The sequence below is a fragment of the Streptomyces sp. CNZ287 genome (assembly GCF_007827615.1).
Window position 1 is genome coordinate 537,304 of record NZ_VISV01000003.1, and the last position, 13,404, is coordinate 550,707.

The 13,404-nt window shown below is 74.7% G+C and carries 13 protein-coding genes; 5 read left to right on the plus strand and 8 right to left on the minus strand.

What is annotated here, in order from left to right; genetic code table 11:
• Positions 1-13: 13 nt before the first annotated feature.
• Positions 14-1,537: a PQQ-dependent sugar dehydrogenase gene (locus tag FB457_RS09860; RefSeq protein WP_047018559.1), complete on the plus strand. Its 1,524-nt coding sequence runs from the start codon at positions 14-16 to the stop codon at positions 1,535-1,537.
• 147 nt (positions 1,538-1,684) lie between these two features.
• On the opposite strand, the gene FB457_RS09865 is transcribed toward FB457_RS09860, so the two are convergent.
• From FB457_RS09865 to FB457_RS09880, 4 genes are all read right to left on the minus strand, one after another.
• Positions 1,685-2,395 (minus strand): GntR family transcriptional regulator, encoded by a 711-nt coding sequence (locus FB457_RS09865; protein WP_125937607.1) that lies wholly within the window; start codon positions 2,393-2,395, stop codon positions 1,685-1,687.
• Between the two features lie 144 nt (positions 2,396-2,539).
• Entirely contained in the window at positions 2,540-3,403 is an 864-nt protein-coding gene (locus FB457_RS09870; RefSeq protein ID WP_047018557.1) for a dihydrodipicolinate synthase family protein, read from the minus strand.
• A gap of 193 nt (positions 3,404-3,596) precedes the next feature.
• A complete protein-coding gene (secD, locus tag FB457_RS09875; RefSeq protein WP_145781531.1) occupies positions 3,597-5,864 on the minus strand; it encodes a protein translocase subunit SecD in 2,268 nt (755 codons plus the stop codon).
• A gap of 78 nt (positions 5,865-5,942) precedes the next feature.
• Positions 5,943-6,383 (minus strand): hypothetical protein, encoded by a 441-nt coding sequence (locus tag FB457_RS09880; RefSeq protein ID WP_145781533.1) that lies wholly within the window; start codon positions 6,381-6,383, stop codon positions 5,943-5,945.
• A gap of 284 nt (positions 6,384-6,667) precedes the next feature.
• Here FB457_RS09880 and FB457_RS09885 point away from each other — a divergent pair, with 284 nt between their 5' ends.
• Positions 6,668-7,330, plus strand: coding sequence for an HNH endonuclease family protein (locus tag FB457_RS09885; RefSeq protein WP_047020452.1), 663 nt, complete (start codon positions 6,668-6,670; stop codon positions 7,328-7,330).
• Between the two features lie 548 nt (positions 7,331-7,878).
• Here FB457_RS09885 and FB457_RS09895 read toward each other — a convergent pair.
• Positions 7,879-8,394 carry a GNAT family N-acetyltransferase gene (locus tag FB457_RS09895; RefSeq protein ID WP_047018554.1) on the minus strand — a complete coding sequence of 172 codons (516 nt, stop codon included), beginning with the start codon at positions 8,392-8,394 and terminating at the stop codon, positions 7,879-7,881.
• Between the two features lie 298 nt (positions 8,395-8,692).
• Between FB457_RS09895 and rpmG the strand changes: the two genes are divergently transcribed.
• Genes rpmG through FB457_RS09910 form a run of 3 tightly spaced genes read left to right on the plus strand, consistent with a single transcriptional unit; the run spans position 8,693 to position 10,297 of the window.
• The gene (gene rpmG / locus FB457_RS09900) at positions 8,693-8,857 is read left to right on the plus strand and encodes a 50S ribosomal protein L33 (RefSeq protein WP_047018552.1); all 165 of its coding nucleotides are present in this window, start codon (positions 8,693-8,695) and stop codon (positions 8,855-8,857) included.
• A 27-nt stretch (positions 8,858-8,884) separates the two neighbouring features.
• Positions 8,885-9,136 (plus strand): type B 50S ribosomal protein L31, encoded by a 252-nt coding sequence (locus FB457_RS09905; RefSeq protein WP_047018551.1) that lies wholly within the window; start codon positions 8,885-8,887, stop codon positions 9,134-9,136.
• Positions 9,137-9,139: 3 nt separating this feature from the next.
• On the plus strand, positions 9,140-10,297 hold the full coding sequence (locus FB457_RS09910; protein WP_145781536.1) for a CobW family GTP-binding protein: 1,158 nt from the start codon (positions 9,140-9,142) through the stop codon (positions 10,295-10,297).
• A 5-nt stretch (positions 10,298-10,302) separates the two neighbouring features.
• Here FB457_RS09910 and FB457_RS09915 read toward each other — a convergent pair whose 3' ends face one another.
• The 3 genes from FB457_RS09915 to FB457_RS09925 all read right to left on the minus strand — a co-directional run bounded on the left by FB457_RS09915 (position 10,303) and on the right by FB457_RS09925 (position 13,351).
• Positions 10,303-10,965, minus strand: a complete 663-nt coding sequence (locus FB457_RS09915; RefSeq protein WP_047018549.1) for a response regulator — start codon at positions 10,963-10,965, stop codon at positions 10,303-10,305.
• Positions 10,962-12,419: a sensor histidine kinase gene (locus FB457_RS09920; protein WP_047018548.1), complete on the minus strand. Its 1,458-nt coding sequence runs from the start codon at positions 12,417-12,419 to the stop codon at positions 10,962-10,964. Before FB457_RS09920 ends, FB457_RS09915 begins: the two co-directional genes overlap by 4 nt.
• A gap of 68 nt (positions 12,420-12,487) precedes the next feature.
• Positions 12,488-13,351 carry a hypothetical protein gene (locus FB457_RS09925; RefSeq protein WP_347615710.1) on the minus strand — a complete coding sequence of 288 codons (864 nt, stop codon included), beginning with the start codon at positions 13,349-13,351 and terminating at the stop codon, positions 12,488-12,490.
• Between the last annotated feature and the right edge of the window lie 53 nt (positions 13,352-13,404).

Genomic DNA, 13,404 nt, shown 5'->3' on the forward strand with positions numbered 1-13,404 from the left:
AACGGAGCCCGGCATGCACCCACCCACCCGCCGAAAGCGCCGCCTCCTCGCCCCCGCGCTCGCCGCCGCCGTGGCCGCGACCGCCTTCCTCACCGCCCCCGCCGAGGCCCGTACCGAGCCGACCGCCGCGCCGGGCGCGACCGCGGGCGCCGCCGCGCCCGGCGACTCCCTCCTGCCCACGCCCGTACCCGCCAAGCTCGGCCTCGTCGTCGAGGAGTACGCGCAGTTCCCGAAGTCCGAGCCCACGCCCCCGCCGTCCGACCCCCGGCTGATGCGGCACGCCCGGATCAACGCGCTCACCGAACTCCCCGACGGCTCCGGCCGCAAGGCGGTGCCCGACCTCAACGGCAAGCTGTACCTCGTCGAGGACGGCGCGCAGCCCCGCACGTACCTCGACGTCGGCGCCGCCTTCGCGCCGCAGTTCTTCTCCGGTCAGGGGCTCGGCCAGGGCTTCGGCTACGCGGCCTTCCACCCCGACTTCGCGCGCAACGGCATCTTCTACACCGTGCACACCGAACTGGCCTCCACCACCGGCAAGGAGCCGGACCTCACCCCGCAGCCGAACACCGGCTACCACGGCATCATCACCGAGTGGACCGCCGACGACCCGGCCGCCGGCACCTTCTCCGGCACCCGTCGCGAGGTGCTGCGCCTCGGCTTCAACGGCCGCATCCACGGCATCCAGCAGATCGCCTTCAACCCCACCGCCCGCGAGGGCAGCGCCGACTACGGCAAGCTCTACCTCGCCGTGGGCGACGGCGGCACCGGCGTGCGTACCACCGAGCCGCAGAACCTCGCGCTGCCGCACGGCAAGCTGCTGCGGATCGACCCGCGCGGCAGCAACAGCGCCAACGGCAAGTACGGCGTCCCCGCCGACAACCCGTTCGCCGACCGGCCCGGCGCCCTCGGCGAGGTCTTCGCGTACGGCTTCCGCGACCCGCACCGCTTCAGTTGGGACACCGGCGGCAAGCACCGGCTGTACCTCGGCCACATCGGCGAGCACGCCATCGAGTCGATCTACGAGGTACGGGCCGGGGACAACCTCGGCTGGAGCGAGCGCGAGGGCCCGTTCGTCTTCGACAAGAACCCGGCCGACCCGTGCGACGCGTACCAGCCGCTGCCGCCCGACGACGACCAGTACGGCTACACCTACCCCGTCGCCGCCTACGACCACGACCCGCCGGCCGACTGGAACTGCACCTCCGACGTCGGCCGGGCCGTCTCCGGCGGCTTCGTCTACCGCGGTGACGACCTGGACAAGCTGCGCGGCACGTACCTCTTCGGCGACCTGGTCGACGGCCGCGTCTTCGGCACGAAGACGGGCGAGATGAGGCGCGGCGCGGAGATGGCGACGATCCACCGGCTCAGGCTCTACGACGCCGCCACCGGAAACCTCGTCACGGCGCAGGACCTAGCCGGCGACACCCGCGTCGACCTGCGCTTCGGGCAGGACTCGGCGGGCGAGCTGTACCTGCTGGCGAAGGCGAACGGCAAGGTCTGGAAGGTCACCGGCACGCGCGGCCCCGCACTGCCGTAGCCGAAACAGGGAGGGCCCGTACGCAACGGGCGCGGGCGGCGGCCCGGGAAACCGGGCCGCCGCCCGCGCCCGTTCCGGCGTTCCGGGACGGACACCGGCCCGGCGGCGGCCGGACTCCCGTCGGCGCCGCGGTCGGCGCGGCGGAAGTCAGCCCTCGCCGAGGCGCAGTGCGCTCGCGCGCTTCGCGGCGCTGCGCCGGCCTGCCGCCCAGAGGGTGCGGATGTGGCCGAGGTGGCTCGCCATCAGCTCCTGGGCCGCGGTGGCGTTGCCGGCGATCATCAGGTCGAGCAGGGTGAGGTGCTCCTGCGCGGAGTCGACGAGCACGCCGGCGCGGTCGAGGTCCGTCAGGCCGTACAGCCGGGAGCGGTTGCGCAGTTCGGCGACGACGGTGACCAGGTGGTCGTTGCCCGCGAGCGCGAGCAGGCTGAGGTGGAAGCGGCGGTCTGCCTCCAGATAGCCGATGAGGTCGTGGTCGCGGGTGGCCTTGACGATGTCCTCCGCGAGCGGGCGCAGCGCCTCCAACTGCTCCTCGGTGGCCACTTCCGTCACCCGGCCCACGGTGGGGACCTCGATCAGCTCGCGGATCTCCGTGTAGTTGTCGAGGTCGCCCTCGGTCATCTCGGTGACCCGGAAGCCCTTGTTGCGCACGGCCTCGACCAGGCCCTCGCGGGCGAGGTCGAGCATGGCCTCGCGCACGGGCGTGGCCGAGACGCCGAACTCCGTGGCCAGCGCGGGCGCGGAGTAGATGACGCCGGGCCGCAGCTCTCCCGCTATCAGCGCGGCCCGCAGGGCGTTGGCGACCTGGTCGCGCAGGTGCTTCTGCACCGAGATGAGCTTGCCCCGCTTCGCCTCAGCCATGGTGCTGCCTCCGGGAGCGGCGGGAGCCCGTTGCGCGATGTGACATTGTTGTAGCGTACCCCGCCCTCCCGCCCCGGCGGCCGGGACGGAAAGTGGCTGCGGGTTCCGTACGCGGGTGTGCTCCGGCCGCGGTGGTCCGCCAGGTCAGCCCAGGCCCTCGGCGAGCAGCTTCTCCGTGACGCCCCTGACCACCGCGGCCTGTTCGTCCGTCAGCGGGGAGCGCGGCGGGCGGCAGGGACCCCCGTGCAGCCCTGCGACGTCCATGGACAGCTTGATCGCCTGCACGAACTCCGGCTTGGAGTCCCAGCGGAGCAGCGGGTGCAGGGCCCGGTAGAGCGGCATGGCCAGCGCCAGGTCGCCGCCGGTGGCGGCGCGGTAGAGGGTGGCGCAGGCGTCGGGCAGCGCGTTGGGAAAGCCGGCGATCCAGCCGACGGCACCGGCGACGGCCAGTTCCAGCAGCACGTCGTCCGCGCCGACGAGCAGGTCGAGTCCGGGCGCCAGTTCGGCGATCTCGTAGGCGCGGCGGACGTCGCCGGTGAACTCCTTGACGGCCACGATGCTCTCCTCGCCGTGCATGGCGGCGAGGAGCGCGGGGGTGAGGTCGATGCGGGTGTCGTACGGGTTGTTGTACGCGACGACCGGCAGGCCGGCCTTCGCCACCTCGGCGTAGTGCGCGCGCACCGCCGCCTCGTCCGCCCGGTACGCGGTGGGCGGCAGCAGCAGGACCGAGCCGGCGCCGGCCTCGGCCGCCCGCTCGGTCCAGCCGCGGGCCTCCGCGCTGCCGTACGCCGCCGCGCCCGCCATGACCCGGTCGCCGTCGCCGGCCGCGGCCACGGCGGTGTGCACCAGGCGGACGCGCTCGTCGTCGGTGAGGGTCTGGTACTCGCCCAGCGAGCCGTTGGTCACGACCCCGTCGCAGCCGGCGTCGAGGAGCCGGCGCACGTGCGCGGCGTAGGCGTCGAAGTCCACGGTCAGGTCGGCGCGGAGCGGGAGCGCGGCGGCGACCATGAGGCCGTGCCAGGGGCGGGACCGTTCCTGTGGGGCAGAGGTCATGGAGTTCTCCGGGTGAGTCGCGGCAGGCAGGCGCGGGCCGCGCGGGCGCGGGCCCGTGGAGAACAGTACAATGTCACATGGTTCGTTGGATACCGCCCGGACGGCCGGTGCCCCGCCGTCCGCGCGCCAGGCGCGCGGACGGCGTCGCTCACCGCCTCCTCCCGGCGTCGAGTTCGATGGCGAGCGGGGTGGCGGTGAAGACCGAGGAGTACGTGCCCGCGGCGATGCCGACGAGGAGCGCGAGCGCGAAGTCGGTGAGGGCGCCGCCGCCGAGCAGCGCCAGCGCGGCGAGGATGAAGACGGCGCCCATGCCGGTGTTCACGGTGCGCGGCAGGGTCTGCAGGATCGCCGTGTTCGCGGCCGTGCGGAACGGCTTGCGGCGGTCGGCGGCGACGAGTTCGCGGACGCGGTCGTACAGGACGACGGAGTCGTTGACGGAGTAGCCGATGACCGTGAGCAGGGCGGCGAGGAAGACGCCGTCGATCGGTTTGCCGAGCCAGGCGAAGACGCCGACGAGGATCACCGCGTCGTGGACGAGCGCCGCGACCGCGGAGGTGGCGTACGTCCAGCGGAAGCGGACGGCGAGATAGACCAGTTGGGCGGCGAGCACGACGCCGAGCGCGATGAACGCGCCGGTGCGCAGCTCCTCGCCCAGGCTGGGCCCGATCATCTCGTCGCGGACCATCTCCGCGCCGCCGCCCAGCTCGTCCACCGCGGCGGTGACCTCGGCCGCCTCGTCGTCGGAGAGTTCCTCCGTACGGACGGTCAGCTCGCTGTCGCCCGAGGTGTTGACGACGGCACGCGGCTGCCCGGCGTCGGCGAGCGCGGCGCGGGCGTCGTCGGCGTCGACGGGCTGCGTGGTGGCGTACTCGATGAGCCGGCCGCCGGTGAACTCCACGCCGAAGTCCAGCCCGCGGGCCACGATGCCGCTGCCGGCCAGCAGCAGGGCGACGCCGGAGAGCGCGAGCCAGCGGCGCGAGTGGCGCATGAGCTTCGGGTCGCGCCGGACCAGCCAGGCCCGTACCCGGCCGTGGCCCGCGATCCCGGAGCGGCCGGGGCGTACCCGCAGGGCGCGGCGGCCCGCGGCGTACTCGGCGAGGACCCGGGTGACGACCAGGGCGCTGAACATCGAGGCCAGCACGCCGATCGCGAGCGTGACGCCGAAGCCGCGGACAGGCCCGGAGGCCAGGAGGAAGAGCAGCCCGGCGGCGATGAGCGTGGTGACGTTGGAGTCGGCGATGGCGCTGAACGCCTTGCGGAATCCGCCGGCCAGCGCGGTGCGCACGGTCGGCCGCCGGCCGGCGGCGTACTCCTCCCTGGCCCGCTCGAAGACGAGCACGTTCGCGTCCACGGCCATGCCGATGGCCAGCACGAAGCCGGCGAGCCCGGGCAGGGTGAGGGTGGCGCCGAGGGCGGCCAGGGCGGCGTACGAGATCAGCGCGTAGCAGGCGAGGGCGACGGTGGCCAGGAAGCCCAGCAGCCGGTAGACGACGATGATGAAGACCGAGGTGAGGGCGGCGCCGATGAGCGCGGCCCAGGCGCTGGCGGAGATCGCGTCGGCGCCGAGGGTCGGGCCGACGGTGCGCTGCTCGACGGTCTCCAGCGGCATGGGCAGGGCGCCGCCGTTGACGAGCAGGGCGAGTTCGCGGGCCTCGTCGCGGCCGAAGTCGCCGGTGATCTGGGTGGAGCCGCCGGTGATGCCGGTGCGGCAGCCGACGCCGGGGTCGACCTGGGGCGAGGAGATGACCTTGCCGTCGAGGACGGTGGCGATGCGGCGCGCCTGGTCGCCGGGGGGCGCGCACGCGGCGGCGCCGGTCAGTCCGGCCCAGCCGGAGCCGCCGTCGCCGTCGAAGCCGACGGTGACGAACCAGCCGCGGGCCTGCTGGGTGTCGAAGAGCGCCCCGGCGTCGGCGACGTCGGCGCCGGTGAGCGCGGCGGGCCCGAGGCGCAGCGGCTGCCCGGCCTCGTCGCGCAGCACCTTGCCGTCCGCTTCCTCGCCGTCCGTTCCCTTGCCGTCCGTTCCCTTGCCGTCTGCTCCCTTGCCGTCCGCCGCGGTGCCGTCCGCGAGGCCGAGGACGGGGTGGAAGGTGAGCTGGGCGGTACGGCCGAGGAGGTCGGCGGCCTCGCGGGGGTCCTGGACGCCGGGCAGGTCGACGATGATGCGGTCCTCGCCGGAGCGGGTCAGGGTGGGCTCGGTGACGCCGAGGGCGTCGACGCGGTTGCGCAGCACTTCGAGGGTGTGGTCGGTGGTGTCCGCGTCGGCCTTCGCGGCGTCGGAGTCGCGGGCCTCCAGGACGATCTGGGTGCCGCCGCGCAGGTCGAGCCCCAGGTGTACGGGGACGAGGACGGCGACGGCGACGGAGAGGGCGAGCACGGCGAGGGCCAGCACGGCCCGCACGCGGGTAGCGCGTGTCATGGGGTTTGCTCCAGCCAGGCATGGCGCGGTGGCCCGCGTGCGCGGGGGCGCGCCGGGGTGGACGAAAAGGGGGTGGTGTCAGATGCCTGGAACCGGCGGAGGTGCGCGTTCCCCGCCGGGAGCGGGGCTGAAGCCGGGGAGGGTGCCGCCGTCCGGCGGGGCCGGAGCGGGGACGGAGGGGGTACGGGGGAGGTCGTACGGGGGCCGGGGTACGGCGACGAACGGCGCGCAGGGGCGCTCCGCGGGGGCGCCGCGCTGGCCCTGCTGGGGTGCGGCGTGGTCCTCGGGCCCGGCACCGGGGGCGTCGGCGAGGTGCTGATCGGCGCCCGGGGCGGGCTCGCCGACGACGTCGAAGGCGGCACCGTACGGCGAAGGACCGCCGAACACCGCCGCCCCGCCACCCTGCCCGGCGCCGGCCCCGAGCACACCGGCGACGGCGAGCACGACGGCGACGACCACACCCCGCCACCGGCCCCCACCCGGGGAGCCGGGACCGACCGCGCGCGCGTACCTGCTCATACGCGGTCTCCTAGGTAGCCGGACGGGGCCCGCAGCGCGGGCACGAACAGGCCACCCTACCCACCCCCGCCCGGCAAAGACACCCGCCCCCGCCGCCCCCGGCAACGGGGGCCCGGCGCCCGGCGGATGCGGCGGCGCATAGGGAAGGTTTGTCATGGGCATGTCTATACGCGTAGACGGCGCGGGGTGCTCGAACCCGCGTCAACCGTAGTGCAGTTCGACACCGGCGGACCTCGCCGGCTCTCCCTCGGTCGCACACGCTCCTCCTCACCCCCCTGGAGGCCCTGTTGCCCGGATCCCCGGCGATATCCCCGCGCGGCCTGATCGCCGCGCTCGCCCTGCTGGCCCTCGCCCTCGGTGTCGCGCTCGGTGCGGCGCCGCCGGCGGCGGCGTTCCCGCCCGACGTGCCGCCCAAGGCGCAAGTGCAAGCCGAGCTCAACAGCCTGACGGTGGCCGCGGAAGGCTCGATGACCGGCTACTCCCGTGATCTCTTCCCCCACTGGACCACCGTCTCCGGCACCTGCAACACCCGCGAGACGGTCCTCAAGCGCGACGGCACCAACGTCACCACGGGCGCCGACTGCTACCCCACCGGCGGCTCCTGGTACAGCTACTTCGACGGCGTCACCCGCAGCTCGCCCGCGGACATCTCCATCGACCACATCGTGGCCCTGGCCGAGGCATGGCGATCCGGCGCGAGTTCGTGGACCACGGCCCGCCGCCAGCAGTTCGCCAACGACCTCACCGGCCCGCAGCTCATCGCGGTGACCACCGAGGTCAACAGCTCCAAGGGCGACCGCGACCCGGCCGACTGGAAGCCCCCGCGCACCGCGTCCTGGTGCGGATACGCCAAGTTCTGGATCCACACCAAGTACCGCTGGAACCTGAAGATCGACTCCGCGGAGAAGTCCGCGGTGCAGAGCATGCTCAACGGCTGCTCGTACTAGGGTCTGTCTTCGATCTCGCGTCGTTCGCCCGCGGGGCGGGCGGGGCAGGGGGCACCGCCCACGCCCCAGGGGCGTAGGGGGAGGCTGTGCGTGCGATCGCAAAGGCGGAGAGCCGACCGCATAGATCCTCTTCGGCCGATCCCGACAACGCGGCGAGCGTGCGTGCCAGGCTCCCCCACAGCGCGCTGCGCGCCCGTGGGCGGTGCCCCCAGCCGCAGGCGGGAGAGTGAGGACAGACCCCAGACACCACCGCCGGGCGCCCCGGCCGACAGCCGGGGTGCCCGGCGCCGCCGGGTCCGGTCAGTTGAGCACGCGCAGCACGGCCCGTACGGCTCCCGAGATCCCCCGGCCGATCCACCCGAGCACCCCCAGCGACACGGCCGCGCCCGCGCCTTCCGCGGCCACGTCGGCCCGGCTCGACCCGGCCCGGCGTGCCGGGCAGGAACGGGGCCAGCGGCGCTTCCCCGCACCGCACTTCCTGCACGTCGCCACGAACTCGATCCCCCCGCTGCTCCCGGCCCGAGGCCCCGTACGGCGTCCGGATCAGGTTACACAGCGGGCTGCGGGCCCTCGCGGGACAGGTCGCGCCGGTACCACGTGCCCTGCTTGCCGCCGAGGTGGGCGGGATCCGCCGGCCCCGCGGCTGCGAAACCCGCCTTGATCAGCACCCTGCGGGACGCGGCGTTCCCGTGGACGATGGCCGCGCGCAGGGTGTGCAGGCCGTACGCGCCCGGCGCCCGGCGGCACAGCTCCCGGACGGTCGCGGTCGCCAGCCCGCGGCCGGTGGCGTGTTCCGCGACCCGGTAGCCGAGTTCCGCAGTCCCGTCCTCGATGTCGACCAGGTTGAACCTGCCGAGCACCGCGCCGTCCTCGCCGACCAGCACGTGGAAGGCGCAGACGCCGGCCTCCTGCTCCGCCAGCAGCGCGCCGAACCGGTCCGGGAAACGGTCGAAGAAGGCGTCGCCGCGGTCGGGGACCGCAGCCGCGAAGTAGGCACGGTTCGCCAGCTCGAACGCCAGGACCGCGGGCGCATGTCCGGCACGCAGCCGCTCCAGCTCGGGCATCGTCCGACTCTATCCGCGCGGCCCCGCGGAAGGCCCCCGGTTTTTTCGCCGGGGGGCGGCGTCAGCGGGCGCCGTCCGGCAGGCGCGCGCCGTCCGCCGGGGCGAAGTAGTGCAGCGCGCCTCGGGACGCATGGCGAGGTCCACGGTGTCGCCGGACTCGACCGGCATGTCCGCCGGGACACGGGCGCACAGCAGCCGCTCGCCCCCGGCACCGGCCGGGCCCGCCGGGCGGTCCTCCGGGCGGGGAGGGAGCGCCAGATATTTGAAAATGAAAACCGTTACGATGTATCCTGCGGGCATGGCCAGCAACGAGCTCCGTCCGGTGATCAAGCTCCGCTCCACGGCGGGCACCGGCTACACCTACGTCACCCGCAAGAACCGCCGGAACGACCCGGACCGGCTGCTCCTGCGCAAGTACGACCCCGTCGCGCGCCGGCACGTGACCTTCCGCGAAGAGCGCTGAGCCGCGCGCAGAAAGGAGCCGACCAGCATGAAGACCGGTATCCACCCCTCCTACGGGCCCGTCGTCTTCCGCGACCGGGCGGCGGGGTTCGCCTTCCTCACGCGGTCCACCGCTACCGCCGGGCCCACCGTCGTCTGGGAGGACGGCAACACCTACCCCGTCATCGACGTGGAGGTCTCCTCCGCCAGCCACCCCTTCTACACCGGCAGGACCAAGGTGCTGGACACCGCCGGCCGCGTCGAACGGTTCCGCCGCCGCTACGCCCCCCGGGAGCAGTGACCCATGGCGGAGGATCCGTCGCCGCTTCCCGTCGTCGTCGTCGCCGGGCTTCATCGCGAGGCCCGGCGGCGGGCCGTCGAGACCCTGCTGCGGGCCGTCCCCGGCGCCGTCGCCGTGCACCACGACCTGGACGCGATCGAGGACGGCCGCGTGCCGCGCACCCTGCGGGACGCGGACGGGGTACGGGAGCGGGGGCGGCCCCGCATGACGGCGCCCTGCGCCTGCTGCGCGGTCCGCGACGACCTCGTGCCCACGCTGCTCTCCCTGGCCGTCGGCGGCACGTATCCGCTGGTCGTCGTCGAGCTGTGGGACTCGGTCGAGCCGCGCGCCCTCGCCGAGTTGATCGCCGCCGCACCCGCGGAGGCCCTCCGGCTCACCGGGGTGGTCACCGTCGTCGACGTCGACTCGCTCGTGCCGTACCTCACCTGCGGCGAGGACCTCGCCGAGCAGGGCCTGGCCCTGGCGCCCACCGACCGGCGCACCGTCGCCGACACCTTCGCCCGCCAGCTCGAATACCCACCGCTGCTGGCCGTGACCTGCCTCGGCGACCCCGACCCCGCCGACGTCGCGCTGCTCGACCAGCTCCACGCCACCGCCCGCCGCGTGTCCCTCGGCTCGCCGGAGCTGGCCCGCGCGGCGCTGGCCGGGGTCGACGTGGACGCCGCCGCGACCCGCCACCACCCCGCCTGCGCCCTGCTGCCGCAGGAGGCCGACGGGCACGGCGTGGCCACCCTCGTCTGGCGGCGCGCCCGACCTCTGCACCCCGGCCGGCTCTACGCCGCCCTGGAGGACCTCACCTGCGCCGCCGTACGCAGCCGGGGGCGCCTGTGGCTCGCCGACCGCCCGGACGCCCTGCTGACCTGGGACGCCACCGGCGGCGCGCTCTGCATCGAGCACGCGGGACCGTGGCTGGCCGCGCTGCCCGAGGCCGCCTGGGAGCTGGAGCCCGCCGCGCGCCGGGTCGCCGCCGCCCTCGACTGGCACCCCGAGCACGGCGACCGCGGCCAGCACCTCACCTTCACCGGCCCGGGCCTGGACCGCACCACGCTCCGCCGGATGCTCGACTCCTGCCTGCTCACCGACGCCGAGTACGCCGCGGGCCCGGACGGCTGGCGGGCGCTGTCGACCGCCTTCGACGCCCTGCTGGGCATCCCCGTCTGACCCGGTCAGCCCGCAGGCTGTACGAGGCGGGTCTCGTAGGCGAAGATCGCGGCCTGGGTGCGGTCCCGCAGCCCCAGCTTCTCCAGGATCCGGCCCACATGGGTCTTGACCGTGGACTCGGCGACCACCAGGCGGGCCGCGATCTCGGCGTTGGACAGCCCCTGCGCGATGAGGGCCAGCACCTCCGTCTCGCGGCCCGTGAGACCGGCGACGCGGGTCTCCGCCGGGAGGTTCAGCACCGGCTTGCGCTCGGCGAAGGCGGTGATCAGGCGCTTGGTGACGGTGGGCGCGAGCAGGGCCTCGCCGGCGGCGACGACGCGGACGCCCTCGGCGAGCTGGCGGGCCGAGGCGTCCTTGAGGAGGAAGCCGCTGGCGCCGGCGCGCAGCGCCTCGTAGACGTACTCGTCGAGGTGGTACGTGGTGAGGATCAGGACCTTGGTGCCGAGCCCGGCGCCGGCGATCCGGCGGGTCGCCTCCAGCCCGTTCACCTCCGGCATCCGGATGTCCATGAGCACGACGTCGGGTGCGAGCAGGCCCACCTGCTCCACCGCCTCCCCGCCGTCGGCGGCCTCGCCGACGACCTCGATGCCGGGCTGGGCGTCGAGCAGCACGGTGAACCCCTCGCGCACCATGGACTGGTCGTCGGTGATGAGCACCCGGATGGTCACGTGCCGAACGCCTTCTCGCGGATGCCGTCGGCGGGTGCGGCCACGGGAGCGTCGGCGAGGGCTTCGTGGGGGTCGTCGGTGAGGAGCAGCACCGCCACCTCGTAGCCGCCGTCCGGGGTCTCCCCCGCGGTCATCCGGCCGCCCAGCATCGCGACGCGCTCGCGCATCCCCGCGACGCCCTGCCCGGCACCGGGCGACGGCGGCCGCTCGCCGGCCGGCGCCTCGTTGACGATCCGCAGGGCGAGACCGCCCAGGACGTACGACAGCTCGACCTTCGCGGGGGCGCCCGGCGCGTGGCGCAGGACGTTGCTCAGGGCCTCCTGGACGATGCGGTAGGCCGACAGCTCGACGCCCTGCGGGAGTTCACGCCGCGCGCCGGTGACGGTCTTCTCGACGGCCAGGCCCGCGTCGCGGACGTTGCCGAGCAGCCGGTCCAGGTCGGCGAGGGTCGGCTGGGGGGCGGACGGCGTCCCGTAGTCCTCGGTGCGTACGACGCCCAGGACGCGCCGGAGTTCGGCGAGCGCGGCGACGGCGTTCTCCCGGATCGTCGCGAAGGACGCGGTCAGTTCGGGCGGCGGGTTCTTTACCCGGTAGGGGGCGGCCTCCGCCTGGATCGCGACGACGGACATGTGGTGCGCGACGACGTCGTGCAACTCGTGCGCGATGGACGTGCGCTTCTCCAGCCGCGTACGCCGGGAGCGCTCCTGGGCGGTGAGCGCCCCGCTGGCCTCGGCACGGCGGCTGGCGGCGGTCCAGCCGCGTACGGAGACGGCGACGGCGATCACGACGGCGGAGGCGACGGCCATCTGGACGGCGTTCACTTCATCACGGGACCGCAGGCTCAGCCAGGACCCGACGAGACCGCACAGGGTCGTGAGGAGCCACATCGCCACGGCGGTGCCGACGCTTCGGCGCAGCGCGGCGATCGCGAGCACCACGAGGTGCGAGACGAAGGTCGCTTCCCCCCAGGGCCAGTCGTCCGCCGAAGTGATCGTCGCCGCGATGGCGAAGCACACCACCAGGGAGAGCCACCAGGCGCCGACCGGCCGGAAGAGGACCAGCAGCAAGGGGAGCGCCGCGGCCAGGCTGACGGGCAGACCGATATGGCCGCCTTCCAGGGTGCCCGCGAACGGATCGTGGGTCCCGAACTCGTCGTAGTACTCGCTGTCGCTCATCCCGTACCAGCCGCTGCCCCAGCCGAAGAGGTACAGGGCAAGCGCGACGATCGCCATGTGCGGCAGCCGGACGACCACGCGCCTGACGGCGGGGGGCATGCCTCTCACCACCGGCGCGTCCGGGGGCAGCGCGGGCTGCGGCGTCAGCGCGAACGCTTCCCTGAACAGCTCGCGGCGCGTCGTACGCGTCCGGAGGCCCAGCAGCCGCAGGCCGTCCCGGATCACCTCGAACTCGCCGCGGACGCGGGGGGCTTTGTGTGTCGACTCGGTCACCCGCACACCGTACGGGCGTGCGCGGCGCGGCGGCGTCCTTCCGGATAGGGATCCGGGCGGGTCCTCCTCAGGTACTACGCCGGGTCGCAGCGGCCGGGCCGGGCGTAGACCGTGACGCGCGCGCCGTGGACCTCCGTGGTGCCGCAGAGGCGGAAGTGCGCCCGCAGGACCGCCCGTTTCACCTCCTCGACGGGGGCGGCGTCGGCCGGTTCGCCGGCCGGGGCGCGCAGCGCGACGATCCGCTCGGCCGTGAGCATCCGGGCGCGGACGGCGGCGGGCGGCAGCTCCACGCCGTAGAGGGTCCCGGACGCGCGCGGGTCCTCCCGCACCGCGAGGTCGACCAGCCCGGCGTACGCCGCGGGGGCGGCCGCCTGCCAGCCACGGCGCCTGCCCGGCATGAAGAGCAGCCCGTCACCGGGCCGCCCCTGCGCCTGGACGGCGCGGGCGATGGCGGCCAGGTCGTCCTGGCGGCTCTCCGGGCCGCGCAGATGCAGCCCGACCGGAACCAGCGCCACCAGCACGCCCGCCGCGGCGAGTGCGGCGAGCAGCCGCCGGTGGCACCGGCGGCGCCAGAGGTGGTCCAGCGCCGCGCCGAGGAGCAGCGCGAGGCCGGCCTCCTCGTAGAGGACGTAACGGGAGACGTAGAGCGGCATGATCGCGGAGGAGAGCAGCAGGAGTCCGCCGGGCAGGATCAGCAGCGCCAGCGCCAGGGACCGCACCAGCCGCGCGGCCGCCGGGAGGAGCGCGGCGCAGAGCAGGCCGGCGAGGGCGGGGACGACGTAGCCGAGGAGCGCGCCGGCGCCGGGCGGTCCGATCCAGGCGACCTGCGCCGACTGCCGGGAGCTGAGCACGGCGAGCGGGGCCAGCGCCGCCGCCACCGCGCCCGCCGTCCAGGTCCAGGCGGGTGGCGGAGGACGGCGGGCGGCGGGCGCGCACATCGCCGGGGCGGCCCCGGCCGCGACGGAGGTCGCCGCCCTCGCTGCATCACGCG

Coding starts and splice junctions, on each gene's coding strand:
- FB457_RS09860 (WP_047018559.1), top strand. CDS start 14: ATGCACCCACCCACCCGCCGAAAGCGCCGCCTCCTCGCCCCCGCGCTC.
- FB457_RS09865 (WP_125937607.1), bottom strand. CDS start 2,395: ATGGCTGAGGCGAAGCGGGGCAAGCTCATCTCGGTGCAGAAGCACCTG.
- FB457_RS09870 (WP_047018557.1), bottom strand. CDS start 3,403: ATGGTCGCCGCCGCGCTCCCGCTCCGCGCCGACCTGACCGTGGACTTC.
- secD (WP_145781531.1), bottom strand. CDS start 5,864: ATGACACGCGCTACCCGCGTGCGGGCCGTGCTGGCCCTCGCCGTGCTC.
- FB457_RS09880 (WP_145781533.1), bottom strand. CDS start 6,383: ATGAGCAGGTACGCGCGCGCGGTCGGTCCCGGCTCCCCGGGTGGGGGC.
- FB457_RS09895 (WP_047018554.1), bottom strand. CDS start 8,394: ATGCCCGAGCTGGAGCGGCTGCGTGCCGGACATGCGCCCGCGGTCCTG.
- rpmG (WP_047018552.1), top strand. CDS start 8,693: ATGGCCAGCAACGAGCTCCGTCCGGTGATCAAGCTCCGCTCCACGGCG.
- FB457_RS09905 (WP_047018551.1), top strand. CDS start 8,885: ATGAAGACCGGTATCCACCCCTCCTACGGGCCCGTCGTCTTCCGCGAC.
- FB457_RS09910 (WP_145781536.1), top strand. CDS start 9,140: ATGGCGGAGGATCCGTCGCCGCTTCCCGTCGTCGTCGTCGCCGGGCTT.
- FB457_RS09925 (WP_347615710.1), bottom strand. CDS start 13,351: ATGTGCGCGCCCGCCGCCCGCCGTCCTCCGCCACCCGCCTGGACCTGG.